This is a genomic window from Oceanicaulis sp. HTCC2633, from assembly GCF_000152745.1.
GTDB lineage: Bacteria > Pseudomonadota > Alphaproteobacteria > Caulobacterales > Maricaulaceae > Oceanicaulis.
Map to the genome: position 1 here is coordinate 1,435,465 of NZ_CH672428.1, position 25,865 is coordinate 1,461,329.

The 25,865-nt window shown below is 64.2% G+C and carries 28 protein-coding genes; 15 read left to right on the forward strand and 13 right to left on the reverse strand.

Annotated features, from left to right (window positions below; genetic code table 11):
• The 4 genes from OA2633_RS06795 to OA2633_RS16070 form a co-directional block, all read right to left on the reverse strand.
• The gene (locus OA2633_RS06795; protein WP_009801769.1) at positions 1-981 is read right to left on the reverse strand and encodes an acetyl-CoA carboxylase carboxyltransferase subunit alpha; all 981 of its coding nucleotides are present in this window, start codon (positions 979-981) and stop codon (positions 1-3) included.
• Between the two features lie 107 nt (positions 982-1,088).
• Entirely contained in the window at positions 1,089-2,024 is a 936-nt protein-coding gene (locus tag OA2633_RS06800) for a site-specific tyrosine recombinase XerD (protein ID WP_009801770.1), read from the reverse strand.
• Complete coding sequence (locus OA2633_RS06805; protein ID WP_009801771.1) at positions 2,021-3,676, reverse strand: hypothetical protein; 1,656 nt, start codon at positions 3,674-3,676, stop codon at positions 2,021-2,023. Before OA2633_RS06805 ends, OA2633_RS06800 begins: the two co-directional genes overlap by 4 nt.
• A complete protein-coding gene (locus OA2633_RS16070) occupies positions 3,660-3,800 on the reverse strand; it encodes a hypothetical protein (protein ID WP_009801772.1) in 141 nt (46 codons plus the stop codon). Before OA2633_RS16070 ends, OA2633_RS06805 begins: the two co-directional genes overlap by 17 nt.
• A 122-nt stretch (positions 3,801-3,922) precedes the next feature.
• Between OA2633_RS16070 and OA2633_RS06810 the strand changes: the two genes are divergently transcribed.
• From OA2633_RS06810 to OA2633_RS06820, 3 genes are read left to right on the forward strand one after another with little or no spacing between them, the layout of a single operon-like run.
• Positions 3,923-4,483 carry a shikimate kinase gene (locus tag OA2633_RS06810; RefSeq protein WP_009801773.1) on the forward strand — a complete coding sequence of 187 codons (561 nt, stop codon included), beginning with the start codon at positions 3,923-3,925 and terminating at the stop codon, positions 4,481-4,483.
• Positions 4,480-5,586: a 3-dehydroquinate synthase gene (gene aroB / locus OA2633_RS06815; RefSeq protein ID WP_009801774.1), complete on the forward strand. Its 1,107-nt coding sequence runs from the start codon at positions 4,480-4,482 to the stop codon at positions 5,584-5,586. Before OA2633_RS06810 ends, aroB begins: the two co-directional genes overlap by 4 nt.
• Positions 5,586-6,872 (forward strand): HlyC/CorC family transporter, encoded by a 1,287-nt coding sequence (locus OA2633_RS06820; RefSeq protein WP_009801775.1) that lies wholly within the window; start codon positions 5,586-5,588, stop codon positions 6,870-6,872. The genes aroB and OA2633_RS06820 overlap by 1 nt, the downstream gene beginning before the upstream one ends.
• Here OA2633_RS06820 and OA2633_RS06825 read toward each other — a convergent pair whose 3' ends face one another.
• Positions 6,873-7,148, reverse strand: a complete 276-nt coding sequence (locus OA2633_RS06825) for a BolA family transcriptional regulator (protein WP_009801776.1) — start codon at positions 7,146-7,148, stop codon at positions 6,873-6,875. It abuts the gene before it with no gap.
• A 136-nt stretch (positions 7,149-7,284) separates the two neighbouring features.
• Between OA2633_RS06825 and OA2633_RS06830 the strand changes: the two genes are divergently transcribed.
• The 5 genes from OA2633_RS06830 (at position 7,285) to OA2633_RS06850 (ending at position 12,941) form a co-directional block, all read left to right on the forward strand.
• Entirely contained in the window at positions 7,285-7,833 is a 549-nt protein-coding gene (locus OA2633_RS06830; protein ID WP_241760696.1) for a J domain-containing protein, read from the forward strand.
• A gap of 82 nt (positions 7,834-7,915) precedes the next feature.
• The gene (locus OA2633_RS06835; protein ID WP_009801778.1) at positions 7,916-8,923 is read left to right on the forward strand and encodes a hypothetical protein; all 1,008 of its coding nucleotides are present in this window, start codon (positions 7,916-7,918) and stop codon (positions 8,921-8,923) included.
• Between the two features lie 118 nt (positions 8,924-9,041).
• A complete protein-coding gene (gene cobS / locus OA2633_RS06840) occupies positions 9,042-10,031 on the forward strand; it encodes a cobaltochelatase subunit CobS (RefSeq protein WP_009801779.1) in 990 nt (329 codons plus the stop codon).
• A gap of 9 nt (positions 10,032-10,040) precedes the next feature.
• Positions 10,041-11,873 (forward strand): cobaltochelatase subunit CobT, encoded by a 1,833-nt coding sequence (gene cobT / locus OA2633_RS06845; RefSeq protein ID WP_009801780.1) that lies wholly within the window; start codon positions 10,041-10,043, stop codon positions 11,871-11,873.
• Positions 11,874-11,921: 48 nt separating this feature from the next.
• On the forward strand, positions 11,922-12,941 hold the full coding sequence (locus tag OA2633_RS06850) for an esterase-like activity of phytase family protein (RefSeq protein WP_009801781.1): 1,020 nt from the start codon (positions 11,922-11,924) through the stop codon (positions 12,939-12,941).
• A gap of 75 nt (positions 12,942-13,016) precedes the next feature.
• Here OA2633_RS06850 and rpmB read toward each other — a convergent pair whose 3' ends face one another.
• Positions 13,017-13,304 (reverse strand): 50S ribosomal protein L28, encoded by a 288-nt coding sequence (rpmB, locus tag OA2633_RS06855; RefSeq protein WP_009801782.1) that lies wholly within the window; start codon positions 13,302-13,304, stop codon positions 13,017-13,019.
• A 204-nt stretch (positions 13,305-13,508) separates the two neighbouring features.
• On the opposite strand from rpmB, the gene OA2633_RS06860 reads away from it, so the two are divergent.
• The 7 genes from OA2633_RS06860 (at position 13,509) to OA2633_RS06890 (ending at position 20,214) form a co-directional block, all read left to right on the forward strand.
• Positions 13,509-14,318 (forward strand): DUF3108 domain-containing protein, encoded by an 810-nt coding sequence (locus OA2633_RS06860; RefSeq protein WP_009801783.1) that lies wholly within the window; start codon positions 13,509-13,511, stop codon positions 14,316-14,318.
• 46 nt (positions 14,319-14,364) lie between these two features.
• The gene (locus OA2633_RS06865) at positions 14,365-17,178 is read left to right on the forward strand and encodes a helicase-related protein (protein ID WP_009801784.1); all 2,814 of its coding nucleotides are present in this window, start codon (positions 14,365-14,367) and stop codon (positions 17,176-17,178) included.
• Positions 17,175-17,459: an RNA-binding S4 domain-containing protein gene (locus OA2633_RS06870; RefSeq protein WP_009801785.1), complete on the forward strand. Its 285-nt coding sequence runs from the start codon at positions 17,175-17,177 to the stop codon at positions 17,457-17,459. Before OA2633_RS06865 ends, OA2633_RS06870 begins: the two co-directional genes overlap by 4 nt.
• A gap of 24 nt (positions 17,460-17,483) precedes the next feature.
• Positions 17,484-17,918: a TerB family tellurite resistance protein gene (locus OA2633_RS06875; RefSeq protein WP_009801786.1), complete on the forward strand. Its 435-nt coding sequence runs from the start codon at positions 17,484-17,486 to the stop codon at positions 17,916-17,918.
• Positions 17,919-17,990: 72 nt separating this feature from the next.
• A complete protein-coding gene (gene fdxA / locus OA2633_RS06880; protein WP_009801787.1) occupies positions 17,991-18,326 on the forward strand; it encodes a ferredoxin FdxA in 336 nt (111 codons plus the stop codon).
• Positions 18,327-18,608: 282 nt separating this feature from the next.
• Positions 18,609-19,127 (forward strand): CarD family transcriptional regulator, encoded by a 519-nt coding sequence (locus OA2633_RS06885; protein WP_009801788.1) that lies wholly within the window; start codon positions 18,609-18,611, stop codon positions 19,125-19,127.
• A gap of 181 nt (positions 19,128-19,308) precedes the next feature.
• Positions 19,309-20,214, forward strand: a complete 906-nt coding sequence (locus tag OA2633_RS06890) for an RNA polymerase factor sigma-32 (protein ID WP_009801789.1) — start codon at positions 19,309-19,311, stop codon at positions 20,212-20,214.
• A 2-nt stretch (positions 20,215-20,216) separates the two neighbouring features.
• On the opposite strand, the gene OA2633_RS15280 is transcribed toward OA2633_RS06890, so the two are convergent.
• The 7 genes from OA2633_RS15280 to OA2633_RS06925 all read right to left on the reverse strand — a co-directional run bounded on the left by OA2633_RS15280 (position 20,217) and on the right by OA2633_RS06925 (position 25,821).
• Positions 20,217-21,008 (reverse strand): thermonuclease family protein, encoded by a 792-nt coding sequence (locus OA2633_RS15280; RefSeq protein WP_009801790.1) that lies wholly within the window; start codon positions 21,006-21,008, stop codon positions 20,217-20,219.
• Positions 21,009-21,063: 55 nt separating this feature from the next.
• The gene (locus OA2633_RS06900) at positions 21,064-23,166 is read right to left on the reverse strand and encodes a TonB-dependent receptor (RefSeq protein WP_009801791.1); all 2,103 of its coding nucleotides are present in this window, start codon (positions 23,164-23,166) and stop codon (positions 21,064-21,066) included.
• Between the two features lie 84 nt (positions 23,167-23,250).
• Positions 23,251-23,652 (reverse strand): hypothetical protein, encoded by a 402-nt coding sequence (locus OA2633_RS06905; RefSeq protein ID WP_009801792.1) that lies wholly within the window; start codon positions 23,650-23,652, stop codon positions 23,251-23,253.
• Positions 23,653-23,749: 97 nt separating this feature from the next.
• Positions 23,750-24,364 (reverse strand): 2-hydroxychromene-2-carboxylate isomerase, encoded by a 615-nt coding sequence (locus OA2633_RS06910; RefSeq protein ID WP_009801793.1) that lies wholly within the window; start codon positions 24,362-24,364, stop codon positions 23,750-23,752.
• Positions 24,361-24,879, reverse strand: a complete 519-nt coding sequence (locus tag OA2633_RS06915; RefSeq protein ID WP_083783306.1) for a helix-turn-helix domain-containing protein — start codon at positions 24,877-24,879, stop codon at positions 24,361-24,363. Before OA2633_RS06915 ends, OA2633_RS06910 begins: the two co-directional genes overlap by 4 nt.
• 82 nt (positions 24,880-24,961) lie before the next feature.
• A complete protein-coding gene (locus OA2633_RS06920; RefSeq protein WP_009801795.1) occupies positions 24,962-25,267 on the reverse strand; it encodes a transcriptional regulator in 306 nt (101 codons plus the stop codon).
• A gap of 11 nt (positions 25,268-25,278) precedes the next feature.
• Positions 25,279-25,821 (reverse strand): hypothetical protein, encoded by a 543-nt coding sequence (locus OA2633_RS06925; RefSeq protein ID WP_156776154.1) that lies wholly within the window; start codon positions 25,819-25,821, stop codon positions 25,279-25,281.
• Between the last annotated feature and the right edge of the window lie 44 nt (positions 25,822-25,865).

The window sequence follows — 25,865 nt, forward strand, 5'->3', positions numbered from 1 at the left end:
TCAGCCTTCCAGCAATGACCGACCGATATTGAGGAAGCGATCGCGGCGGCGCTGTTTCAGCTCGGCCGGGCTCAGCCCGTCCATGCTCGACAGGGCGGTTTCAATCGCCTCGCCCACCTTGCGGATGGTGCCTGCGCGGTCGCGATGGGCGCCGCCCACCGGCTCTTCAATGATGTTGTCGATGATCTTAAGCTCGATCAGGTCCTGAGCGCTGACCTTCATGGCGAGCGCCGCATCCTTGGCCCGAGCGCCATCGCGCCACAGGATGGAGGCGCAGCCCTCCGGCGAGATCACCGAATAGATCGAGTGCTCGAGCATCATGACGGTGTTGGCCGAGGCGAGCGCCACGGCGCCGCCCGAGCCGCCCTCACCGGTGATCACGCTCACGAGCGGCGTGCCCAGCGTCAGGCAGCGTTCGGTGGAGCGGGCGATGGCTTCCGCCTGGCCGCGCTCTTCCGCGCCAATGCCCGGATAGGCGCCGGCGGTGTCCACCAGAGTGACGACCGGCAGGTCAAAGCGCTCGGCCAGATCCATCAGGCGCATGGCCTTGCGATAGCCCTCGGGGCGCGCCATGCCGAAATTGTGCTTGAGACGGGACTGGGTGTCATGGCCCTTCTCATGGCCCATCAGCACCACAGGGCGCCCGTTCAGACGTCCCAGACCGCCCACGATCGCATGATCCTCGCCGAAGCGGCGGTCACCCGCCAGCTCTTCGAAATCGGTCATCAGGCCCGCGATATAGTCACGCAGATGCGGCCGCTCGGGGTGACGCGCCACCATGGTCTTGCGCCAGGCATCGAGCTTGGAATAGAGCGATTTGAGCTGATCCGACGATTTCTGCCGCAGCTTGGCGATCTCTTCCGCCGCATCGGGAGCATCCTCACCATTCCGGGACAGGACGCCTTCAAGTTCTTCAATCTTGGCGTCAAGCTCGGCGATGGGCCGTTCGAAATCGAGATAAGTGCGCGTGGTATCAGACATGGAAGGTCCTGGTGGATGGGCCCCTGTTGGAGGCCGCAAACTAAAGGGCGCTCAAGCGCGACGCAATCTATGCACTGTTATGAGCAAATGCCGGGCCGGTTTCACCCTTAATCGTCTGTCCCAGACTGCGCCAGCGGGTGAGCATCATGCACCAGCGCCTTCAGACGCGCTTCCAGCACATGGGTGTAGATCTCGGTCGTGGACACGTCTGCATGGCCCAGAAGGCTCTGCACACTCCGCAAGTCGGCGCCATTGGCCAAGAGGTGAGTCGCAAAGGCATGGCGCATGACGTGCGGGCTGACCTGTTGCGGATCCAGGCCGGCGGCGAGGCTCAACGCCTTGAGCAGCTGTGCGAAGCGCTCCCGGGTCAGATGTCCGTCCCGGGCCGTGCGCGACGGGAAGAGATAGCGCGACGCCACAGCGTGCGTGACGGCGGCGCGGGAGGGCAGATGGTCCGCTCTCACCGCCTTGTACGCCTCCACCGCCCGGATGGCGCTGTCGGTCAGGGGCACAAGGCGTTCCTTGCCGCCCTTTCCGGTCACGACAAGGCAGCGCTCAGACCGCGCAAACGCGGCAAGCGGCAAGGTGACCAGCTCGCTGACGCGCAAACCTCCTGCATAGAGCAACTCCAACAACGCGCGGAGCCTGAACCCGTCCGCGCCCTCAATCCTGTCGGCGGCGTCAAACAGGGTTTCCACCTGACCTTCGGAGAGAACCTTGGGCAGCGGGCGCGGCTTTTTCGGCCCGGACAGGGTTTTCGCCGGGTCATCGGCCCTCAAACCCTCCTTGAGCAGGAAGCGATAATAGCGCTTGAGCGCCGACAAGCGGCGGGCCGCCGTGGCGGGCGACAATCCATCCGAGGCGAGGTCCGAGAGAAACCGCTCCACATCCGCCGTCTGTGCGCTTTCAAGACCGGTCCCGTGCGCCCCCAGACGCTGCGCCGCATCCTCGAGATCACGGCGGTAGGCATCGAGCGTATTGCGGGCGGCGCCGCGCTCGGCCGCCATCATGTCCAGGAACAGATCGATCGAGCGTGCGCTCACGCGGCGTCCTCGATCACCCGCGCCAGAAGGTATTGCAGCGCCTGACGCCTCAGACCCGCATGATCGAGCGCCAGCATGGTGGCGGCGCAAGTCTCCGCGTCATCCGTGTGCCGGTCGAGCAGGGAGGCGGCGTGAAGCTGCGTCTCCCCTTGCGCGCCCGCCCCGGCTGCGAGGATCAGAGGGCCAAAGGCCGGAGGGGTCACCCCGCTTTGCCGGGTGAGCCCGGACAGGGCCTGTTGCAGTTCGCCCTGATCATCGGCGCCCAGCGACACGAGGCCCGCCGCCTGACACAGACGCTCGGGCGTCGCGGTCTCCAGTCGCGCCGCCAGCAACGCCATGAAGGCGTCATCGCGCACCTGGTCAAGCGCAATGGCGCGCGCGAAGTCGAGCGCCACGAGCACGCCCGGCGCAGGCGGTTGCCATTCCGGTTCGGCGTCCTCGTCCACGCTGGCCGGCTTGACCGCTTCGCCGTCCAGCGAGGGCAGCGATCCCAGATCCGTCGCCGGTTCCGTCAGCAGATCCTCGGCGGGCGGCGGCGCGGGCGGCCCCTCCAGCAGGGCCTCGCGCCAGCGCTCTGCAGCGTTCAGATCATCCGCCGCCAAAGCCGCCAGCACGAAATGCACGCCATGCGCCAGAGTGTTCACGGTAATCGGCAGGCTGGCCACTTCCGGTCCGAAGGTGATCGCCGCTTCCATGAACAATCCCTGCTGGGCAGCGTCGGACAGACGGATCGCGAGCGCTTCCGCCGCAATCTCCCGATCCAGATCCTGACCGATCAGCGCGCCCAGGGCCGTGGCGCGCTCCGCGCCCTCAAGGGTCACGGCCGTTTCCAACGCTTCGGGCAGGGTTTCCGGCAGGGCGATCGCGGGCCCCGTACGCTCGGCCGCCAGATGCAGCCATCCAGGCGCATCCTCGTGCGGGGTCAGTCGCACGCCCGGCGCCAGGGCTTCAAGCAAGGTCAGCTGCAAGGCCGTCCGGGGCCGGAAATCTTCCGGCGCAGGACGATCCAGCACAAGCGCATCAAACAGGGTGTCGAAATTCGGGCTCTCGGCCTGGGCGCGCGCCAGCTCGGCGGTCAGCTCGGCGGCCGGAATGGCGCCATCCAGCGCCAGACAGCTGGCCCGCAGGCGCAGCCAGTAGGCCGCATCCCGACCTTCAAGCAGCGCATCCGCCGCCCGGCAGGCTTCCTGGGTCCGCCCCATGGCCAGGGCGGTTTCGGCGAAGACCCGCGAAAGCGCGTCTGATTCGTTCACCCGCGGCGTGCGCGACAGCAGCTCATAGACGAGTTGGGCGCGGCTTGCGGCAAGCGCCCGATCAGCGCGCTTGGCGGCCAGACGGAAATCATCGCGTCCGCCTTGGGGCGGCTCGCCTGATGACCGCAGGGCATTGAGCGCCAGGCGGGCGGCCGCAGGGCTGGTCCATCCCGGGCTGGCCCGGTCCGGCAAGACAGACAGCGCGCCATCCAGGGCGCCGGCATGACCTGTGCTCCAGACCGTTTCGGGCAGAACGGGGCTCACCCCCACCTCGAACGGATCAACAGCGCCCAGCTCAGCCACTTCAATCTGGCGCGGCGCAGTCTGGGACTGGCCGAAAGCGGTTCCGGTCGCCAGAACGCTGGCCGCCAGAAGGGCGGCCCTAATCGAGCAGCGCATCAGTCACCTCGACACGCACTTCTTCAGGTGCGGGTGCATTGGCGTCCGCCATGCCCAGAAGAGCGATGAAGCCGCCAATGATGATCACCAGCCCAACGCCCAAACCGATCAGAATGGATTTCATGATGGTCCCTTTTCCGTCTCGCTTGCCCCTGAACCTACACTAAAGCAGCCGATTGCGGCGTTTTCCAGACGTCAGCAGCGATTGCTCGCCAATGCAGCATTGGCGTATAGCCTTACAGTGTGATGACAAATTCTGACAATGCGCCTGTACTGAACCGGCATGTGACGCTGGTTGGCCTTATGGGCGTTGGCAAAACCACCATTGGCCGCCGCCTCGCCCGGCGCCTGAACGCCGACTTTGCAGACGCCGACGAAGAGGTCGAGCGCGCGGCCGGTCGCAGTGTGAGCGAAATCTTCGCCGATTTTGGCGAAGCGGCATTCCGCGATGGCGAGCGCAAGGTGATCGCCCGGCTTCTGGAAGAACCCGCCCCCATGATCATCGGGCTGGGCGGCGGCGCCTTCATCAATGAAGAGACCCGCGCGCTCATCAAGGCGCAGGCGATCTCGGTCTGGCTGAAAGCCGATCTGGAAGTGCTGGTGGAGCGGGTCAGCCGCAAGCCCGGAGCCCGTCCCCTTCTGGCCCAAGGCGACCCCGCCGAGATCATGGCGCGTCTTGAACGCGAACGCTCGCCCATCTACGCCCAGGCCGACATTGTTGTGGACACCTCTGTGGGCAGCCATGAACAATCCGCCGACCAGGTGCTGGACGCCCTGGCGCAGTATCAGGACTCGTATGCCAGATGAGCGTCTTACGCGTGATCGCGGTCGAAGCCGCATCCCGAAGCTATGAAGTTGTGATCGGCCGGAACGCTTTGTCGAGCCGGGCGGACCGCCTTGCCATACGCGCCCCCCGCGGCCGCGCCGTCATCGTGGCGGACGCTGCCGCCCTGAGCCAGCATGAGACGCGGCTGAGGCAAGCGTTCGACGCTGCCGGCGTGAAGATCGAGCTGATTGCGATCGAGGGCGGGGAAGGCGCGAAAAGCTGGTCGAGCCTTGAGACGCTTTGCGACCACCTGCTGGCGCTCAATGTCGAGCGCTCGGAACCCGTCATCGCCTTTGGCGGCGGCACGATCGGCGATCTGACGGGTTTTGCGTCTGCGATCCTCAAGCGCGGCACGCGCTTCATCCAGATCCCCACCACCCTGCTGGCGCAAGTCGACAGCTCGGTGGGCGGCAAGACCGGCATCAATACAAGCCATGGCAAGAACCTGATCGGCGCGTTTCACCAGCCGGACCTGGTGATCGCCGACACCGCCTTTCTCGACACCCTGCCCAAGCGTGAAGTGCTGGCCGGCTATGCTGAAATCGTCAAAGCCGGATTGATTCAGGACCCGGAGCTGTTTGAACGCCTCGAGGCGCAGGGCGTTGACGCGGTCACCGGCGACAGTCTGGTTCAGGCCATCGCGGACGCAGTGGCGTTCAAGGCGCGCATCGTTGCTGAGGACGAGCGCGAAAGCGGCGTGCGGGCCCTGCTCAATCTGGGTCACACCTTCGGTCATGCGTTCGAGGCGGAAGCCGAGAAAGGCGCGCTGATCCACGGCGAGGCGGTGGCTTGCGGCCTCGCCCTCGCATTCCGCTATTCCGTGCGTCTGGGCGCGTGCCGGTCGGAGGATGCGGCGCGCGTGGAAGCGCATCTGCAAGCGGTCGGCCTTCCTGCCCGCATTTCCGATCTGCCCGGCGGCCCTTATGATGCGGATCGCTTGCTGTCGCGCATGGGCGATGACAAGAAGAATTCCGGCGGCGCGATCACCCTGATCCTTGCGCGGGGGATTGGCGACGCCTTTATCACCCGCGAGACAGATCGGACGGATCTGGCGGCGTTTTTGTCCAGTGAGGTTGAGGACTGATGACTTTTGAACCGTGGATGGCGTGGACCGGACTGGGCATTCTGTGCCTTCTGGCCTTTTCCGGGTTCTTTTCAGGCTCGGAGACCGCTCTGACCGCCACCTCCAAGGCGCGGATGCTGACCCTTGAAAAGGAGAAGGATCATCGCGCCCGCCGGGTGAACCGTCTGATCGATGATCGCGAGAGCCTGATCGGCGCGATCCTCTTGGGCAACAACCTCGTCAACATCCTGTCCGCTTCTCTGGCGTCGGCGGTGTTCCTCGCCATGTTCGGCGAGGCGGGCGTGCCCATCGCCACGCTGGTGATGACGCTCCTGGTGCTGATCTTCGCTGAAGTGCTGCCCAAGACCTATGCGCTGTCGAACCCGGATCGCATGGCGTTGGCGGTCTCACTGCCCATCCGCATCTTCGTGCTGGTGTTCGCGCCCGTCGTCGCCGCCGTGCAATGGCTGGTGCGGGTGACGCTGCGCATTCTGGGCCTGTCGGTCGAGGGACCGGTGCTGTCAGCTCATGACGAGATCCGCGGCCAGATCGACCTGCACCACCAGGAAGGCGGCGTGGTGAAGACCGACCGCGACATGCTGGGCGGCGTGCTCGACCTGCGCGAGCTGACGGTGGATGACGTGATGGTCCACCGTAAGAGCCTGATCATGTTCGACATCGACCAGCCGGTGGAGCAACTGGTCGCTGATGCGCTGAGCTGTCCGCATACCCGCCTGCCGCTCTATCGCGGGGACACCGAGAACATTGTCGGCATCCTGCATGTGCGCGATCTGGCGCGCGAGCTGCACAATGCGGGCGGGGACGCCAGCAAGCTCGATATCGGGGCGATCAAGCGCGAGCCCTGGTTCATTCCCGAAACCACAGAACTGCTCGAACAGCTCACCGCCTTCCGCCAGAAGCGTGAACACTTCGCCCTCGTGGTGGACGAGTATGGCGCGCTGATGGGCGTTGTGACGCTTGAGGACATCATCGAGGAGATCGTCGGCGAGATCGAGGACGAGCACGATGTCACCGTCGAGGGCGTCACGCCCCTGCCCGACGGCTTCATCCTGGTGGACGGCGGCGCGCCCGTGCGTGATGTGAACCGCGCGCTCGACTGGGAACTGCCCGATGATGAGGCGGTGACGATTGCGGGGCTCGTGATCCACGAAGCCCAGACCATACCCGAGGCGGGTCAGATCTTCCGCTTCCATGGCGTGCAGTTCGAGATTCTCGAACGTCGCCGAAACCAGATCACCCGCATGCGGCTCAAGAAGGAGCCCGAGGCGGAAGACTCAAACGACTGATCAGACGGTTTCTCCGGGCGCTTTCGCCTTGATGGCGAGGGCGTGCACTTGCGCCTTCAGCAGATCGCCCAGCGCCTGATTGACCAGGCGATGGCGCTGAACCCGGGCCTGGCCCTCAAAGGCGGACGAGACGATCTCCACGGTGAAATGGCTTTCGCCCGCCTTGGCCTGCTCTGAATGACCAGCGTGAAGCGCGCTGTCATCTGTGATCACAAGGCTCTGGGGCGACAAGGCTGCGGTCAGGCGATCCTCGATCTGCTGCTTTACGCTCGACATTGTCATCCTCTGTTTATTGTTCCTAAGCCCGGTGCGCCCCATACTTAGGCGCATGGATGGCGCTTACAAATATCGACCGCGGTTTAAAGACATCCGCATCAAGCCGCCCAAGAACGAGGCGCGGCAAGAGGATAAGGTGTGCGAGCATCCCCAGTGTCGCTCCAAGGCCACCGCCCGCGCCCCCAAAAGCCCCGCCAACCGCACCGAGTTCTACTGGTTCTGCCAATCACACGCCGCGCAGTACAACAAGGACTGGAACTTCTTTGAAGGCATGAGCGAGGACGCGGCCAAGGCCCACGCCGCCGCTGACTTCTACGGCCACCGCCCCACCTGGAGCTTCGGCGCCGGATCGAGCGCCCGTCGCGCCGCACAGCGCGCCAGCCAGAGCTTTGAAGAAGGCTTTGTCGACCCGTTCGACCTCTTTGGCGACCGCCCGCCCCCCGGCCAGGAAAGCGCCCAGCGCGAGTATGAAGACCCCAATGCTGGCATGGGCCGCTTGCAGAAACGCGCCCTCGACACGCTCAATCTTGATCCCAAGGCCGACAAGGCCATGGTGCGCCGTCGCTATGCCGAGCTGGTCCGGCAATACCACCCGGACTCCAATGGTGGCGACCGGTCCATGGAAGAGCTGCTGCAGAAGGTGGTCGAGGCCTATCAGATCCTCAAAAGCTGCGGCATGGGTTAGCCTGTCCAAAGTTTAATGCCTCAGACAGAATCCAGAAAGATGACCCCGGTCACCTTCCCTCCTCCATACTGGGGAGGACCACATGTTTCTATCATCACTGGCGCTGTCGCTGGCCTTATCAAGCTGCCCTGCAAACGCCCACTGCCTTGAAGACGACAACCTTCTGGCCGTTTCCACGAGCGCGGAGCGCGCCGAACTGATCCTGTCCGCCATGCAGGACGCGGAAACGCGGTTTGCTGACGTCTTCAATCGCATGCCGGGCCTGACCGCCGTTGTTGAGGACAGTTCCGAGTTTCCAGGCTTCACCGGTGAGCTGGATGAGGCCGGCTATGTCGTCAAACCCTGGGTCTCCCCTCAAGCCATGCGCGCCCAGCTGGAAGCCCAGGTGCGCCCGGCGGTCGAGGCCCAGATGGCGGGCTCTCCGCAAGCGGTGATCGACGCCACGATCGAGGCGGCCCTCTCAGGCCGGGTCGAGAACAACAACAAGGTCCGCCACGCCGATGCGATCATTGCCCACGAGCTGGGGCATATGTGGGTGAAGGATCTTTATGACTGGCCGCAAGTCGATACGGGCGACGCCCGCGCCTATGGCGCAGCCGCCGCGCCGGACTGGTTTGATGAAACCGCCGCCGTGCTGATGGAAAGCGACGCTCTGACACAGAGCCGGCGCGAAGCCCTGTGCGAAACCGCCTCGGATGATCTGCCGGACCAGTTCGAGCGCTATTTCAGCATGGAGCACCCGCTGTTGCAGCTGGCCTCTCTGGCGGCCGATCGCGCGGCGGCGGCCGCAGCCGCGTCCGGCGACACCTCGAACGGTCCGCGCATCATGGTGATGTCTGGAGAAACGCTGACGGCCCAGGGCGCCGACATGATCGGGGCCGAGCAGTTCTACAGCCTGACCCGGGCGCTGATTGACTATCTGACCGCCGAGACCGGCTCAGAGGCCGTCTTCAATGACATGGCCGAAGCCTTATCGTCCGAGCAGTCCTTTGACGGCTGGCTGTCGTCGAACGAGGCGGATCTTCCCGAAAGCCGCGACGCCCTGATTGGAGCGCTGTCCGATCAGGTGGTGCGGACCTGCGAGGCCTGATCACGCAGACGCGACATTGTGTGCTGAGCTGGAGTGGCGACAGGGCTTGGACGGGCTATGTCTGAGGCTTATGGTTTGTCCCGACCCTGTCGCGCTGCAGCAAAGAGCCTTTCCGCGTATGACCGACGATACCCTGATCAGCCTCACCCCCGACGCCAAAGCCGATTGCCAGACCCTGTTCGGATTTGACCCGGGGTTCGAGGTCGCCGCCTTTTCCCAGCGCGACGCCCATGTGCCGGACATCGACCCGACCTATGTGTTTGATCCGGCCACCACACGCGCCATTCTGGCGGGCTTCGCCTTCAACCGGCGCGTCATGGTCCAGGGCTATCACGGCACGGGCAAGTCCACCCATGTGGAGCAGGTGGCCGCGCGGCTGAACTGGCCCATGATCCGGGTCAATCTCGACAGCCATGTCAGCCGGATCGACATGGTCGGCAAGGACGCCATCGTCCTGAAGGACGGCCAGCAGATCACCGAGTTCCAGGAAGGCATCCTGCCCTGGGCCGTGCAGCGCCCGGTCGCGCTCCTGTTTGACGAATACGATGCAGGCCGCCCGGACGTGATGTTCGTGATCCAGCGCGTTCTGGAAGCCTCGGGCTCGCTGACGCTGCTGGACCAGAACCGCGTCATCCGCCCGAACCCGAACTTCCGCCTGTTCGCCACCACCAACACGGTGGGTCTCGGGGACACGACGGGCCTTTATCACGGCACCCAGCAGATCAACCAGGGTCAGATGGACCGCTGGTCGATCGTCTCCACCCTCAACTATCTGCCCGCCGAGACCGAGCGCGCCATCGTCGCCGCCAAGCTGGGCGAGTACGGCAAGACCGAAGCCGGCGCAAAGATGATTGCGGACATGGTGGCCGTCGCGGATCTCACCCGCGAAGCCTTCATCAATGGCGATCTGTCCACCGTGATGAGCCCGCGCACCGTGCTCACCTGGGCGGAGAACACCCAGATCTTCGGTAATCCGGGCGTGGCCTTCCGCCTGACCTTCCTGAACAAGTGCGATGAGCTGGAACGCCCGATCGTGTCGGAATTCTACCAGCGCGTCTTCGGCGAGGATCTGCCCGAGAGCGCCCTGTCGTCCGGCGCTGCGGCCTAAGGGCACGGCATGTCTGACGCCTCTTCTGCAGATCAGTTCCGGCGTGCGCTGAGCGCGGCCACGCGCGCGATCTCTCATGATCGCGAGCTGGACGTGAAGTTCGGCGGCGACGCGGCTCTGGCGCGCGGCAAGGTCGTGCTGCCGAACCCGCCCGAGAAGATGACGGCGGAGGATGCGGCGCGTCTGCGCGGCAAGGCGGACGCGCTGGCGCTCAGACTGCAGCTTCACAATTCCAAATCCCACCAGTCCGCCCTGCCGCCGGGCGCCCAGGCGCGCAAGATCTTTGACGCCGCCGAGCAGGCGCGTGTCGAGGCTCTGGGCGCGCGGGCCATGCGCGGGGTGGCGGACAATCTCGACGCCGCCCTGGCCGACCGATGCCGCCGTGAAGGCTGGAACCATGCCGAGGACCGGCAGACCGCGCCGCTGGAAGACGCCATCTCCATGCTGGTGCGCGAGCGCATTACCGGGCGCCCGGCCCCTGACGACGCCAAGGGCCTGATGCAGGTCTGGCGCGAGGATCTGGAAAGTCATGCCGGAGGAGCGCTCGATGCTCTGGCGGGAGCCGCGGACGATCAAAGCGCCTATGCCGAGGCCCTCAGACAGGTGATCCGGGATCTCGACCTGACCGACGAGCTGGGCGAGCACGATCAGGACGAGGACGACACCGACGACAGCGAGGACGACGCCGGCGTCGAGCAGGAGCCCGAAGCGGGCGAGGACGACACTGACAGCGACCCGGATCAGGGCGAGGACGAGGACGACGCGGCGGACGCCAAGGGCACCGCGGCCGATACCGACGACATCCATTTCGCCGAGGACAGCCAGACCCGCGTCGAGGCCGATGACGAGCCCAGCGAGACCCAGCAATCGGCCAAGCCCAACTGGGTCAGCCCGCCAGGCGAGGATCCCAACGCCTACAAGGTGTTCACCACCAAGTTCGACGAGGTGATCCAGGCGTCGGACCTGTGCGATGTCAGCGAACTCAATCGTCTGCGCCGCACCCTCGACCAGCATCTCAAGGGGCTTGAAAGCGCGGTGGGGCGTCTCGCCAATCGCCTGCAGCGCCGCCTGATGGCGCAGCAACAACGCTCCTGGTCCTTCGATCTCGAGGAAGGCCAGCTCGATCCGGCGCGCCTGCCCCGCATCATCATGGACCCGATGATGCCATTGAGCTTCAAGATGGAGAAGGACACCGACTTCCGCGATACGGTCGTTACGCTGCTTCTGGACAATTCCGGCTCCATGCGCGGTCGTCCGATCCTGGTGGCCGCCGCCTGCGCCGACATACTGGCGCGGACGCTGGAGCGGTGCGGCGTGAAGACCGAGATCCTGGGCTTCACCACCCGCGCCTGGAAGGGCGGGCGCTCCAAGGAGGAATGGCTGTCTCAGGGCAAGCCGCCCCATCCAGGCCGTCTGAACGATTTGCGCCATATCATCTACAAGGCGGCGGACGCCCCCTGGCGCAGATCCCGGTCCAATCTGGGGCTGATGCTGCGAGACGGCCTTCTGAAGGAAAACATCGACGGCGAAGCCCTGCTCTGGGCGCACAAGCGTCTGCTGGCCCGGCCCGAACAGCGCCGCATCATGATGGTGATCTCGGACGGCGCGCCGGTGGATGACGGCACCCAGTCGGCGAACTCGCCCGCCTATCTCGAAAAGCATTTGCGCGAAGTTATCACCATGATCGAGACAAAGTCCGATGTTGAGCTTCTCGCCATCGGCATTGGCCATGATGTGACGCGGTATTACCGCAAGGCCGTGACGATTGTGGATGTAGAGCAGCTCGCCGGCGCCATGACCGACCAGCTGGCGGCCCTGTTTGAAGAGGACAAACGCCGCTAGGGCGTGCATAATCCACAACCAGTCCGAGAGCTTGAACTGGGGGTTCGCATGCTTGTCCGTCTAGGCCTGTCTGTCTGTCTGTGCCCGTTTTTGATCGCGTGTGGCGGAGGGGGCGAGGCGCAGACCGCGTCCGAATCCGCCAGCTTGTCTTTGACGCCCCTGCCGCTTTTCCCGGACGATCCCGGGCGGACGCGGCTGGGCGATCTGCGCTATCTGGGCGGGGTCGCGCTTGATCTCGACGAGGAGCGCTTTGGCGGCTGGTCCGCCCTCGATATTTCACCAGACGGCGGACGTTTGCTCGCGGTCTCAGACAGCGGCTACTGGATGACCGCCTCGCTGCAATATGACGGCGATGCGCTCGTCGGCCTCAGCGAACCGCATATCACGGTGATCCTCGACGAGGCCGGCGAGCCGGTGTCCGACGACTTCGCTGACTCCGAGGGCCTCGCGGATCTGGGCGATGGCGCCTATGCCGTCAGCTTCGAGCGTGAGCACCGCATCTGGCGCTATGAGCTGGGTGAAGACTGGAGCGGTGTGGACGACGCCCTGCCGACGCCTCTCGCCAATCCGCTCGGAACCGAAGCCCTGCCCAATAACGCCGGCATGGAGGGGATCGCGGTGATCGGCGACTGGCTCTGGTCCGCGCAGGAGCACACGACGGGCAATGCCCCGGTGCACATCTTCTTCCGCACGCACCTGTTCGAGCCGGAGCAGACCGGGAATTCCTATCTGGTGGCGATGGAGCCTGAATTCGGCGTCACCGAACTGGAATCAGACGGCGCGGACGGGCTCTACATCCTGCAGCGTTTCTGGTCACGCGACGTGGGCAATCGCATCCACATCCTGCACCTGACCGCCGAACAGATCGCGGAGGCGCCCAATGTCACGGAACTCCACCCCACATTGCTGGCCGCCATCGAGCCTGATGAGATGAGCGTGGACAATTTCGAGGGCATGGCGGTCATCGAGCGCGAGGGCCAGACACGCCTCTTCCTGATCTCGGACGATAATTACAACGACAGCCAGCGCACGCTGCTGTTCAGCTTCGTCCTCGAACTGCGTCAGTGATCCTGGCGACAAACGCAACGAAAAACGCCCGCCGTTTCCGGCGGGCGTTGTTTCTCGCGTCAAGACGTGAGCGGCTTAGGCGGCCGCCGCAGCTTTTTTCAGCTCGCGCTTGATTTTCAGCGCGTTGCCGGAAAGCTGCTCATCACGAGCTTTCAGCAGGAATTGGTCCAGACCACCAACATGGTCGACGCTGCGCAGGGCCTTGGCGGCGATGCGCAGACGGAAGGAACGGCCCAGGGCCTCAGACGCGAGCGTCACCTGACACAAATTCGGCAGGAAGCGACGCTTGGTCTTGTTGTTGGCGTGAGACACGTTGTTGCCCGAAACCGGACCCGTCCCAGTAAGTTCGCAGCGGCGCGACATGGCTTCCACCTTGTTCCACAACAGTCGTAAAATTATATGCGACCGCGAGAGGGAAAACCCAAGGTGCGGCGCGAGAGCGGGCGATGTACCGGTCCGGACGGCCTGCGTCAAGGCGCAGCCGCACAGAAACTGGCGTTCATCTTGCAGCCAGACCGCGTTAGATAGGCTGAGCCCACCGGCTGGGGCCAGAGGAATAAGAGTTTCATGCTGACAGTGTCCAAACACGCCCGCACCGCTTTCGCCGCACTGGCGATGGCCTCACTGCCCGCGGCGGCCCAGGCGCAGACCGTCGAACCGCCCGAGCAGGTCTATGTGCGCTATTCCGGCTCGGTGCTGATTCTGAAGGTCGCGGACATCTCCCTGAGCGCCGGTTTCAATGATGGCGTGTATTCAGCCGGCGCCACTTTTCAGAGCGGTGGATTGCTGCGCTGGTTTGACGACACCAATATCGAGGCGACCACGAACGGCTATCGTCAGCCGGACGCCCTTCACCCCTATCGCTATGAGCATATCAATCACGCCAGCGACAAGGGACGCGTGGTCGGCATCGATTTCGAGAACAATGTGGCGATGCCTGATGTCCAGCCGCCCTTCGGATCCATGGGCGAGCCCCCGGCCAGTGACGCGGACCGGGCGGGCGCGCTTGATCCCATCTCGACCCTTCTGAGCCTGATGACCGCCCTGCCGACCGACGAGAACGGGGTTTGCGAAGGCCGGTTGCCAGTATTTGACGGCAAGGCGCGCTATGATCTGCGGCTCAACAATCTGGGCCTGGATGAAGTGCGCACGCGCGCGTGGACCGGGGACGCCATTCGATGCCAGGCGTTTATCGAACCGATCAGCGGCTATGATCCGGGCGATCGCCCCGATGAAGAGGAAACAAACCGCCCGGTGACGATCTGGCTCGCCCCTGTGGACGGGGTGCATGTCCCGGTGCGCTTCCGCGCCCAGACCCGGATCGGCGCGATCACCATCCAGGCCACCCAGCTGTATGCAGGCGACGCTACGCAATAGGCCGCATCCCTTCTAAGGTTACGGCTCAATCTCGCTGGAGAGCGTCATGTCACGCGCCCGCGCAGGCGATCACCGTATCGCCGCGATCCTCGGCCCCACCAATACGGGCAAGACCCATCTCGCGCTCGAGCGGATGATGGCGCACGGGACCGGCGTATTCGGCCTGCCCCTGAGGCTCCTGGCGCGCGAACTTTACGACAAGGTGGTCAAGGCCAAGGGGCCGGCGTCGGTGGCGCTGATCACGGGCGAGGAGAAGATCGTGCCGCCCACGGCGCGCTATTTCCTGTGCACTGTCGAGGCGATGCCGCTGAACATGCGGCCCGCCTTCCTGGCCGTGGACGAGATCCAGCTCGCGGCCGATCCCGAGCGGGGCCATATCTTCACCGACCGGCTGCTGCACGCCCGCGGCACTCAGGAAACACTGTTCCTGGGCGCGGCGACCATGCGGCCCATCTTGCGCCATCTGATACCCGAGGCCGAGATCGAGGAGCGCGAGCGCTTCTCCACCCTCAGCTATGCCGGCGCCAAGAAGCTGACCAAGCTGCCGCGCCGATCGGCTATTGTCGCCTTCAGCTCCGAGGATGTGTACTCCATCGCCGAGCTGGTGCGTCGACAACGGGGCGGAGCGGCGGTGGTGATGGGCGCGCTGAGCCCCCGCACCCGCAACGCCCAGGTCGAGCTCTATCAATCGGGCGAAGTGGACTTCCTGATTGCGACCGACGCCATCGGCATGGGTCTCAATATGGATGTCGATCACGTCGCCTTCGCGAGCTATTCCAAATTCGACGGCCGCAAGCGCCGCCGGCTGTTCCCCCAGGAGGTCGGCCAGATCGCCGGCCGGGCGGGCCGCTTCCGGTCTGACGGCACCTTCGGCGAAACCGCCGACGCCCGCCCCCTGGACCCTGACATCATCGAACGGGTCGAGGACCACGAGTTCGAACCCATCAAGAAGCTGACCTGGCGTGAAAGCCATCTCGATCTCAGCTCGCTCGACAGCCTGCGCCATTCCCTGAACGCGCCCTCTCCCGACCCCGTGCTGGAACGGGTGCGCAGCGCATCGGATGAAGATGTGCTCGATCTTGTCTCCCGCGACCCCGACATTCGCGCCCGGGCCGCCGCGCGTGGCGGCACGGCGCGCCTGTGGGATGTGTGCCGGACTCCAGACTTCCGGAAGGCCAGCCCGGACGATCATGCGCGTCTGATTTCAACGCTCTACATGCATCTGACCAGTCCAAGCGGCTATTTGCCGGACGCCTGGCTGGATGCGCAGTTGAGCCGCCTGTCCAAGACCGCAGGAGATGTGGACGCCCTGGCCCAGAGACTGGCCTATGTGCGCACCTGGTCTTACGCGGCGCACCGGAAGGACTGGACAAAAGACCCTGAATATTGGACGAGCCGTACCCGAGAGGTTGAAGATCAGCTCTCCGATGCGCTTCATGAGCGCCTGACCGCCCGCTTCATTGACCGGCGCACCAGCGCGCTGATGAAGGGGCTGCGAGAGAAAACCGATTTGGAAGCCGGGCTGAACCGCCTGGGCGAGGTCACTGTGGAGGGCCATTTCGTGGGACGATTGAACGGGCTGAGCTTTGAAGCCGACGCTGCGGGCGAACCGCTGGCGCGCCGGGCGGTGGCGAACGCCGCAATGAAAGCGGTCCGCCCCGAAGTGAACCGCCTGCTCTCCCAGCTCTCCCAGGCTGAAGACAGCGCACTGGCGCTGGGCGAGGACGGCGTGCTGCGCTGGCAGGATGATCCGGTCGGTCGCCTGAAGGCGGGCAGTGACCCCTTCACCCCCGCCGTCGCTCTGATCGGCGGCGAGCTGGGATCGAGCGAGTTGATCGCCCAGGCTGAAAAGCGCCTCATGACTTTCGCGGCCAGCCAGGCCGAGACGCGACTGGAACCGCTTCTGGCCCTGCGCAAGGCGCTCAAGGAAGACGGCAAGCTTGATGGCCTGGCTCGCGGCGTCGCCTATCAGCTGGTGGAAAGCTTCGGCGCCATGTCCCGCATCAAGCTCGCGGACGAGCTGGCGGCGCTGTCCGTTCCCGAACGCCAGTCCCTGCGCCGCGCGGGCGTGCGCATTGGCGAACACGCCGTCTTCATGCCCGCCCTGCTGAAACCAGGGGCCGCCCGCCTGCTGTCCATGCTCAAGGCGATTCATGAGGGCGATATCGAGCGCGCCGTGAACCCGCCGCCGGGCCTGACCAGCATTCCCAATGATCGCCGCCACACCCTGGCTGATTACGCCGCGGCCGGCTTCCAGCCGTGCGGGCCGCGCGCCGTTCGCCTTGATATGCTCGAGCGTCTGGCGGATCTCATCCGCGAACAGCGCTCTGAGAACAAGGAACGCCGTTTCGAGCCGAATGCGCCGATGACCGCGCTTTTGGGCTGCTCGAACGAGGATCTGCGCGAAGTGCTCAAGGCGCTGGGCTATCGCCGCGTTCAGAAGGCGGCCGAGGATCAGCCTGAGCTGTGGTCCGGCCGGTCGCGCTCGACCCAACGCCCCGCCCAAACGGGTCAGAAACCGCACGCCAAGGGCAAGGGACAAGGCAAGGGCGGCCCGCGCAAGGACGCCCGGCCCCGCCCGGCTCCGGTGAAGGACAAGCCGATCGATCCGGATTCCCCCTTCGCCGCGCTCGCCGCGCTGGAGCTCGAACAGCCCAAGCCCGCCAATCAGAAACGCCGCAAGCCGCGCAAGAAGTCAAAAGCCAAGCCCGCCGAGGCCAAGACGGACGCGTCTCCAGAACAGTCCGCTGCTGAGGCGCCGGAGACGCCCAAGGCCGAAGCGCCTGCAGACACGGCTCAAACGCCGGCCGACGCCCCTGTCGATTCTGATGCGGCAGGTCCTGAACAAGACCGCTCATGAGCGCGCACGGCGAGTCCATGCGGTGTGATGTGTGGCTGTTTCGGGCCCGCCTCTACAAATCGCGCGGTCTTGCCGGACAAATGATTGAAAAAGGCGCTGTACGGATTGATCGCAACGGACAGGTGACCCGCCTGACAAAGCCCGCCGCGCCGGTGCGGCCCGGCGACTGCCTTGTCATCCGGCGGGACGCAGACCCGCTACGGCTGACGGTGCGGGCGCTGCCGGAACGGCGTGGACCCGCGCCCGAAGCGCAGTCATGCTACAGCCTTGAAACCGAGTAATGCCTGTTCTTTTCTGGATCGATCATGTTTGAGACCTTGAAACGCCTCTTTACCGGAGCCGAAACCGCTGAAGAGCGGTCGCTGAGCCCGGAACTCTCAACAGCTGTTCTACTGGTGGAAGCGGCCCTGTCGGACGGCATCTACGCCGAGGTCGAGGAGGCGGAGATCATTACGGTGCTCTGCGCCGGTTTCGACCTGGATGCAGCCCGCGCGGCGGAATTGCTGGATGAAGCCGAAACCCTGGCCGAAGCGGCGGTGGACCATCACCGCTTCACCCATGTGGTCAAGCAATTGCCGCGCGAACAACGCCTGAGCATTCTCGAGGACCTGTGGCGCGTGGTGCTGGCCGATGGCGAAAGGGATGCGCACGAAGACGCCCTGATCCGCCGTCTGGCGCCGCTGCTGGGTCTGTCAGATCGTGATCGGGCTGAAGCGCGACATGCCGCCTCGGGCCGTTGACAAACGGGCGCGAGGGGGCCATGTCCCCGCCAACTTTCTGTCTAACAACATTGTTCCGAGGCCGCCTGCGCGATGACCTATATCGTCACTGACGCCTGCATTCGCTGCAAGTTCACCGATTGCGTGGAAGTCTGTCCTGTGGACTGCTTCTATGAAGGCGAGAACATGCTCGTCATTCATCCCGACGAATGCATTGATTGCGGCGTGTGCGAGCCCGAATGCCCGATCGAGGCCATCAAGCCTGACACCGAGGACGATGCAGACGGCAAATGGCTGGCGCTCAATTCCAAATACGCGACCGAATGGCCGAACATCACGGTGCGCAAGGACCCGCCGGCGGACTACAAAGAGTTCGAAACCATCACGAACAAGCTGGAGAAATACTTCTCCGAGAAGCCGGCTTCGTGAATCCCTGAACGCCGTCAAAATCTTAGCATTCGGTTAACCGCCTTCCGGGGGCGGAATGCTTGTTGCTGCGCATCAAGTTGAGTTTTTGTAGTTTTTCTGTTATGGTCTTTGTCTTCGGTGAGCGCAGATGCGCATATTCCGGGACAGCAACCGCCTTGATGTAACTGTTTCACAAAAAGCCCGGCCGCTGATCTTCACTCAAGATCAGAGCGGGGTTTTGCGCGGTCCATTAGACCTCGTACACAGGATCAGTTCGGCAGGCTTTGGACGAGAGGGCCTCGTATGACCAAGAAATCCGCCAACGACAACAAGACGTTCAAGAAAAGCGACTATGTGGTCTATCCCGCCCATGGCGTGGGCCGCGTTGTGGGCGTCGAAAAAGAAAGCGTCGCCGGATTTGATATCGAGGTCTATGTCGTCTCCTTTGAACAGGACAAGATGACCCTGCGCGTGCCGACCGCGAAAGCGACCGCCGCCGGCATGCGTCCGCTGGCCAGCGATGACGTCCTGAAGGATGCGCTCAAGACCCTGAAGGGCAAGCCCAAGGTCAAGCGCACCATGTGGAGCCGCCGCGCTCAGGAATACGAAGCGAAAATCAACTCTGGCGATCTGATCTCCATCGCGGAAGTCGTGCGCGACCTGCACCGCCAGGAAGACCAGCCCGAGCCGTCCTATTCCGAGCGTCAGCTTTATGAATCCGCGCTCGACCGCATGGTGCGCGAAGTCGCCGCCGTCGAGAAGGTCGACCGCGAAAAGGCTCTGGAAATGCTGACCACGACCCTGACCAAGAAAGCCGCCTGAGGCGTCAAAACCTGTCAGCGCGTCATTTCAAGCCGCCCCGTCAGACATCGTCTGGCGGGGCGCTTTGCATTCCACCCCAGCATTTCGTGAACTATCACACCATTGCGTGATCCAGCAGCGCCTGCGTTGCGTATAGGCTGATGAACTGATCAACGGCCCATGCGAAACGAAAGCGACTGTGATGTCACACTCTGCCCAGACTCGCTCCGCCCCGGCGCGCTCCGCCGACCCAGACCGCCGCTTCATGAAGCAGGCGATGGACGCCCCCCTGCTGGAGCGCGAGGAAGAGCTCAATCTTGCAACGGCCTGGAAGGAGAAGGGCGATGAGGAGGCGCTGCATGCGCTGACCACCGCCTATATGCGACTGGTCATTTCGATCGCCGCCAAGTTTCGCCATTACGGCCTGCCGTTTCCCGATCTGGTTTCGGAAGGCAATATCGGCCTGATGCAGGCCGCCGCCCGCTTCGAGCCGGAACGGGAAGTGCGCTTTTCCACCTATGCCACCTGGTGGATCCGCGCCTCGATCCAGGACTATGTGCTGCGCAACTGGTCCATCGTGCGCACGGGCACAACGGCGGCTCAGAAATCGCTCTTCTTCAATCTTCGTCGCCTGCGCGCCCTGATCAAGGATACGAGTTCGGGCCAGCTGACGCCGGAGAACCGCGCCTATGTCGCTCAGGCCCTGCGTGTGGGTGAAGACGATGTGGAGAAGATGGCCAGCCGCCTGGCCGCCGTCGACCGCTCCCTGAACGCGCCTTTCTCCGAGGATGGCGAAGGCGAATGGCAGGACCTCCTGGCGGATGAGAACCCGGATCCTGAGACCCAGGTGATGGAGGACCGCGACCAGGCCCAGCGCGCCCAGTGGCTGGGCGAGGCCCTGTCCCGATTGAGCGAACGCGAACAACTGATCATTCGCGAACGCCGTCTGGGCGAGGATAGCGTCACGCTCGAAAAACTGGGCGAACGCCTCGGCATCTCGAAGGAACGGGTTCGTCAGGTCGAGCATCAAGCGCTGAACAAGCTCAAGAAGTATCTCACCGAAGTGGTGGGCGATCCTGAAGAGGCTGGCCTTCTGCCCACGAGCTAGTCTCAGGGCAGGGTCACTGGCTCTGGCGCATCGACAATCTCGATTTGCCACGGGCTCTGCACATGGATCATCGGGCCGTTTTCAGCATAGAGCCAACCACGCACCCGCACGCGGGCACCCTCGAGGCTCGCAGGGTCATAAAGCCCCGCGGCCTCAAACCGCTCACGATCCTCACGGTTCAGGCTCACGGTGAAATCGGTGCGCCAGTTCATCCCGAAATTGAGATAGAGGCGTCCATTGCGCGCCTCCCCGATGGCGACCACCCGGCCCTCCATGATCTGCGCGCTATCGAGATGCTGGGCGAGCGGGTCGGGATCGGGTGAGCGGATCGTGAAATGGCCCTCGCCCCAGGCGCCCGCGCCAGACATGCGGGCCTCTTCTTCAAGCGCCAGCAATACGCCTGCGCGTGCATCCGCTCCGGGACGCGGCCAGACCAAGGCCTGGCCCGACTTTACCATCTCTGCGTCCAGATACGCCGTCTCTCCGGCCCGATCGAAAACGGCAATGACAATCGGGCGATCATAGCGGTCACGACCGGCCTCGGTCTCCACAAGGCTCAGCCGCGGCCCGGCTTCATCGAGCAAGGCTTGCAGCGCCTCGCGGGACTGATCGGTGTCGGCCCCGCGGATTCCGGCCAGAAGGGCGTACTCGCGCACGCCCTCCCCGGTTTCATAGAGAAAACCATGGCCCGTTCGGGCGCCTGCGGGCTCCACGACTTGTGGCGCGCCCTCTTCAACACCCTTGCAGGCTGACAGGCCAAACAGAACCAGCGCAAGCCACGCGATCCTTGTCATCGCATACTCCCCCGACAGGGGAATATACTGCCCGTCAGCCTGAAAAGCGCAAAGCCTAGAAACGCGTATTCAGACGCATCCAGACCCCGGCGCCGGCGCCCGGCACGCGCTCACCCATCGGCACACCCAGCCCGGCATTACGGTTATAGCCGCCCAGATGATCCCGATAGGGCTGATCCAGAAGGTTCTCGATCCCCGCCGACAGGCTGACCCGCTCGCTCACATCCCAGCGCCCATAGGCGTTCACAAGCACACGCCCCGGCGTCGCCTGTTCGCTGTTCTCGGTCGAGACCTTGTCCTGCTCGGCGACCATCAGGGTTTCAAGACTGGCCGACCACACTTTCTGCTCATAGGTCGCGCTCAGGCGCAAAGTTGCGGGCGTGATGCGGTAGAGATCATCATCCACATCCTCGCGCTCGCCGCGCACATAGGTCAGCACGCCGTCCGCGCGCCAGTTTTGGCTCAGCCGCAGGCCGAAATCGGCGTCAAAGCCATAGAGCCGCGCATCCACATTGGAAAAGCGCAGAGGCGTCGGGTCGCCATTCATCGCCGAGACCATTTCCAGCGGCGTATCGACCACGCCGGGCGTATCGGGCTCGGCGGGCACGCCCTGGATATAGTCCTCGATCCAGCTGACATAGGCGGTCGGGCGCAGATAGGCGCGCGGCGTTTCAAGATCAAATCCCGCCTCGAGACTGGTTGCGACTTCGGGCTTGAGATCGAGCGAGCCGACATAGGTATTGCCGTCCGCCAGACCGCCCGACGCCGTGATCGGCAGCCAGCCATAGCGTTCGACCTGCCCGCCGACCCGCGATTTGCGCGCCAGCGCCCCGCGCAGGGTCAGCGCGTCGGACACCGGCCGGGCGATGCGCAGCAAGCCATCCACCGTCACATCATCCCAGGAGCGATCGGCATGGGCGAAGGCCATCGCCAGCATGCGCGGCCCTGCGGGCAGGGCTGCACCCAGGCGCGGGGTTCCCGCATCGGCGTCATGAGCATCCACGCGCAGGCCGGCGTAGACCTCATAGGCGGAGAGCGGCCCTTCCCATTCGGCATAGACGCCAGTGCGGCCCAGCTCCACATCCGGGAAGGGCGTGACGAAGAAGTCCGCATTCATCGGGTTGGTCACCGTCGTATCGTGACGGACATTCGCGCGATCAAGGCCCAACCGGATCACGCCGCCCTGGAAGGCATGCTCTGCATCCAGCCCAAAGCTGACGGTCTCGGAGCTGGCGAAGGTTTCACGCATCTGCATGGGCGCAGGGGACGGGCGCAGATCGTAATTGTTCATGGCGTGGTCCACACGCGCATGACCGGCCTTGAAAGACAGGCTCCAGCCCCCAAGCTCGGTATTCAGCCCCACACGGCTTGAAGAGGTGTCCATGAAGCGGATGTCCATGGGGAAAGGCGGATTGCCGGTAAACCCGCCCTCCTGCCAGCGGAAATCAGCCGTCAGCTCGGTCGTCTCGGTCAGGCGCGCGCCATAGCCAAAGCCATAGACGTCGCGTGCATGTTCGGTCCCGACGAGCGTCCCATACGGCGTATCAAGGTCCTCGCCGCGCTCGGTTGAGGCCAGCACTTCAAACCGCTGCCGCGCCGTGGCGAGACCCGCTACGCCGCCCACAGCCGTGCTTTCATCCACGCTGCGCACGATGGCGGTGAGGTCGGCATGAAGCTCCGGCGTCTCGCCCTGCGCGTAACCGAGATGCTTGAACACCGCATTCACGCCCGCGCTCAGGGATGGGCCCTGGCTGACAGGGGACGGGCCCCGTGTGACTTCAAGGCGTTCCAGCATGGGCGCGGGCGCGTAGTGGAGCGGCGGGTCCATCAGATTGGGGCCGCCCGAATGGAAGGCCTGCCCGTCCAGCCGCACCGCGACGCGAGAGCCATAAAGGCCGCGATACTGCACCTGGCCCGACAGCGCGCCATTATCGATGAGCGCAGCACCGGGAAGGCGGGCGGCGAGACCGGCGGCGTCCGGGGCCGTCGCGGGCGCCAGATCAATCAGCACCGTGTCCTGATCGAGTGAGACCGGGGACTGACCGGTCACGGTGATCACGTCCACCCAGCGCGATTGCGGAGCGGGAGCAGCCTCATTGGCGAAAGCGGCAGAGGTCAGGGCCAGCGCAGACACGCCGGCGAACAGAATTTTGGTCATGGAGTCTTGTTTCTCAGAACAGATCACGCGCCCGGCGGGGCCGAGCGCCAACACGCGCTTCACAAAGCGCGACGCAAAGGGAGATCAGTTCGTGAGGGGTGGTGCGCGAAGCCCGACGGGCGGACCTGCAGGCTGGCGCGGGCTCGCCCGATCGATCCGCAAGGGGCGCGGGTCGGCCGAAACAGGCGGAACGAGTGTCAGAGCCTGAACGTCGTCCGCCAGAGCAACCGCCTGGCCCAGCATGCAGGCGACGCAATCAGAAGCCTCATGATCAGGGGCAGGTTGCGGGTCTTCCAGCCCCGTCAAGGCCGCGAGTTCGGCAATGGCCGCGCGGGCTTCCGCATCGCGCACGACCTGACCGCACATGTATTTCGCAGCGTCAAACCCGGCGGCATAGGCCGTGGTCGCAGCCGGAGACCAAAGCGCCTGAAGGGCGATGAGGACCGCAGCGAGACGGATCAGGACCGGATGGGACGCACGAAACATGATCGCGCTATAGGCCAGACAAGCGTGACTGGGAAGGCGCCGGAATGTCTCAGCCGGTCATCCCGTGCTCAAGCACAGAGACCGGGCGGAGCCATGTTCACGACAACTGTCGTAAAATCTGGGCCTCGATCTGGGCGAGCCGTTCCTTGCCGTAGAACATTTCCTCGCCCACGAAGATGGTGGGCATGCCGAAAACGCCCCGCCCGACCGCGTCCTGGGTGTTGGCGATGAGATGCGCCTTCACCTCGGTGTCTGAAGTCCGGGCAAGCAGCCTGTCCGCGTCAAAGCCAGCGTCCGAGAAATGCGCCCTGATGACCTCGTCCTGCGTGAAATCACGATCCAGTTCCCACATGCCGACGAACCCGGCGTCAAAGAAGGCGCGCAGCTGATCGGGCGCATCGAGCTCCACCGACGCCGCCATGCGCATCAGGGTCAGGGTGTTCATCGGAAAGTGGGAATTGAACTTGAAGGCGGTCAGATCGTGCGCGGCCACATAGCGGCGGACTTCCAGCATCTCGTAATCAAGCTTGTGCTTGATGTCGGCGAAGGCGAAGAAGGGCGACTGATTGCCCGTCTCCTTGAAGATTCCGCCCAGAAGGCAGGGGCGATAGCGAAACCGCGCCCCTGTGCGACTCTCGATCTGCGGCAGGACCTTGTGGACCAGATAGGCGTTCGGGCTGCCCAGATCGGTGATGAAATCGGGCTCGATCATGATTGCGCGTCCTTGTTGCGGTTCGCCCGCGCCTTGAGCGCGGCGTAGGATTGTCGGGTGATCTCAGGCGCGGCGTCGGTAGCGCTCATCTCAAGGTCTGACACCTCGACCTCACGACCCGACGCCGTCTCAAGACGCACCGGCGCCAGCGCTTCACCGGTCTCGCGCACGCTGAGGCGCACTGGCGAGCGCCCCGGCTCGAAGGTCCAGCGCTCGCCCCATTGCATGAGGGCGATCAATGCCGGGGCCAGCTCCCGGCCCTTCTCGGTCAGCTCATACTCAAAGCGCTGCTTGCCCGGCGATGTCGCCTGACGCACCAGCACGCCCTGCTCCACAAGCGTGGTCAGACGATCCGTCAGGATTTTCGCCGACACGCCAAGGCGGGTCTTGAAGTCCGAGAACCGGCGCACGCCCGCGATGGCGTCCCGCAGAACCAGCAAGCTCCAAGGGTCGCCGATCACATCGACGGCTCGGGCGACCGGACACGGATAACGGGAGAGGGAGGTTCGGGTCATGCGGCGAGACTGACCCATTTAGTTTCTTTAAGCAACTAATTTAGCGCGGCGCTTCAAGAGGGCGGACGCAAGACTTTGCAATTCAATCGGGTTTCCGGCCCACCATGGAATATAGCGCTTCCAGATAGGCATCGAACGCCTTGCGGCCTTCTGGCGTCAAGCGCGCTGTGGTCAGCGTCTTGCGTGAGACGATCTGCTTGTCGATCGAGACATAGCCCGCCTCCTCCAGCTTTCTGAGCTGGATGGAGAGATTGCCTTGGGTGGCTTTGAGCGCCTCTTTAAGCGCATTGAAGGTCTCTGCTTCTGAATCAGCCAGCAAGGTCATGATCCCCAGCCGCAAGCGGCTGTGGATCACATCATCAAGCTTATCGATATCAAACGAACTCATAAGCGATCAGATTAAGGGTTGGACGCCGAGCGGATCAGGATCCAGCCAGGAAGCGCCATCAGCAGAAGCAGCACCGCCCCCAGAACCAGCATATAGGCCCAGACCATGCTGATCAGCAGGGCCAGAACCAGCACGCTGAGATACCAGCCGGCAGCGATCACCGCGGTCCAAAGACGGCGTGTGACCAGAGCGGCCAGAAACCAGCACGCGCCCTGAAACGCCGCGACCACCATGGGAAAGAGAATCCAGACCTCTGCTCCCAATCCTGTGCGCTGAGCCAGGGAAAAGCCAAGGGCCGCCACCGCATTGGCGATCCCCACACCGGCGAAACCGCCCGTCAGCGCGCGGTTGGCGACGCCTTCAGGGGTTTTGGCGCGCACGGACAGGACGATCACGCCGACACAGAACACGCCATTGGACGCCAGCGTGCCGATCCAGAAGGTGGCATCGCCCAAGGGCGACCAGCCCAGCAATGCGAAACCGCACGCCAGCGCATAAAGCCCGTAGCACAGACCGGCCAGCCCATAGAGCTGGCCGGTGGTGCGGAGCTGCACGGGACGCTCTTTCAAGAGCGACCGGATAAAAGTCAGGTCATCAC

Bases quoted from the DNA above. Each gene is read 5' to 3' on its own strand.
- OA2633_RS15280 (WP_009801790.1), bottom strand. From the start codon at position 21,008: ATGACAAGGATCGCGTGGCTTGCGCTGGTTCTGTTTGGCCTGTCAGCC.
- aroB (WP_009801774.1), top strand. From the start codon at position 4,480: ATGAGCGTCTTACGCGTGATCGCGGTCGAAGCCGCATCCCGAAGCTAT.
- rpmB (WP_009801782.1), bottom strand. From the start codon at position 13,304: ATGTCGCGCCGCTGCGAACTTACTGGGACGGGTCCGGTTTCGGGCAAC.
- OA2633_RS06875 (WP_009801786.1), top strand. From the start codon at position 17,484: ATGTTTGAGACCTTGAAACGCCTCTTTACCGGAGCCGAAACCGCTGAA.
- fdxA (WP_009801787.1), top strand. From the start codon at position 17,991: ATGACCTATATCGTCACTGACGCCTGCATTCGCTGCAAGTTCACCGAT.
- OA2633_RS06820 (WP_009801775.1), top strand. From the start codon at position 5,586: ATGACTTTTGAACCGTGGATGGCGTGGACCGGACTGGGCATTCTGTGC.
- OA2633_RS06915 (WP_083783306.1), bottom strand. From the start codon at position 24,879: ATGACCCGAACCTCCCTCTCCCGTTATCCGTGTCCGGTCGCCCGAGCC.
- cobT (WP_009801780.1), top strand. From the start codon at position 10,041: ATGTCTGACGCCTCTTCTGCAGATCAGTTCCGGCGTGCGCTGAGCGCG.
- OA2633_RS06835 (WP_009801778.1), top strand. From the start codon at position 7,916: ATGTTTCTATCATCACTGGCGCTGTCGCTGGCCTTATCAAGCTGCCCT.
- OA2633_RS16070 (WP_009801772.1), bottom strand. From the start codon at position 3,800: ATGAAATCCATTCTGATCGGTTTGGGCGTTGGGCTGGTGATCATCATT.
- OA2633_RS06905 (WP_009801792.1), bottom strand. From the start codon at position 23,652: ATGTTTCGTGCGTCCCATCCGGTCCTGATCCGTCTCGCTGCGGTCCTC.
- OA2633_RS06805 (WP_009801771.1), bottom strand. From the start codon at position 3,676: ATGCGCTGCTCGATTAGGGCCGCCCTTCTGGCGGCCAGCGTTCTGGCG.
- OA2633_RS06890 (WP_009801789.1), top strand. From the start codon at position 19,309: ATGTCACACTCTGCCCAGACTCGCTCCGCCCCGGCGCGCTCCGCCGAC.
- OA2633_RS06860 (WP_009801783.1), top strand. From the start codon at position 13,509: ATGCTGACAGTGTCCAAACACGCCCGCACCGCTTTCGCCGCACTGGCG.
- cobS (WP_009801779.1), top strand. From the start codon at position 9,042: ATGACCGACGATACCCTGATCAGCCTCACCCCCGACGCCAAAGCCGAT.
- OA2633_RS06795 (WP_009801769.1), bottom strand. From the start codon at position 981: ATGTCTGATACCACGCGCACTTATCTCGATTTCGAACGGCCCATCGCC.
- OA2633_RS06885 (WP_009801788.1), top strand. From the start codon at position 18,609: ATGACCAAGAAATCCGCCAACGACAACAAGACGTTCAAGAAAAGCGAC.
- OA2633_RS06910 (WP_009801793.1), bottom strand. From the start codon at position 24,364: ATGATCGAGCCCGATTTCATCACCGATCTGGGCAGCCCGAACGCCTAT.
- OA2633_RS06870 (WP_009801785.1), top strand. From the start codon at position 17,175: ATGAGCGCGCACGGCGAGTCCATGCGGTGTGATGTGTGGCTGTTTCGG.
- OA2633_RS06900 (WP_009801791.1), bottom strand. From the start codon at position 23,166: ATGACCAAAATTCTGTTCGCCGGCGTGTCTGCGCTGGCCCTGACCTCT.
- OA2633_RS06825 (WP_009801776.1), bottom strand. From the start codon at position 7,148: ATGTCGAGCGTAAAGCAGCAGATCGAGGATCGCCTGACCGCAGCCTTG.
- OA2633_RS06810 (WP_009801773.1), top strand. From the start codon at position 3,923: ATGACAAATTCTGACAATGCGCCTGTACTGAACCGGCATGTGACGCTG.
- OA2633_RS06865 (WP_009801784.1), top strand. From the start codon at position 14,365: ATGTCACGCGCCCGCGCAGGCGATCACCGTATCGCCGCGATCCTCGGC.
- OA2633_RS06850 (WP_009801781.1), top strand. From the start codon at position 11,922: ATGCTTGTCCGTCTAGGCCTGTCTGTCTGTCTGTGCCCGTTTTTGATC.
- OA2633_RS06920 (WP_009801795.1), bottom strand. From the start codon at position 25,267: ATGAGTTCGTTTGATATCGATAAGCTTGATGATGTGATCCACAGCCGC.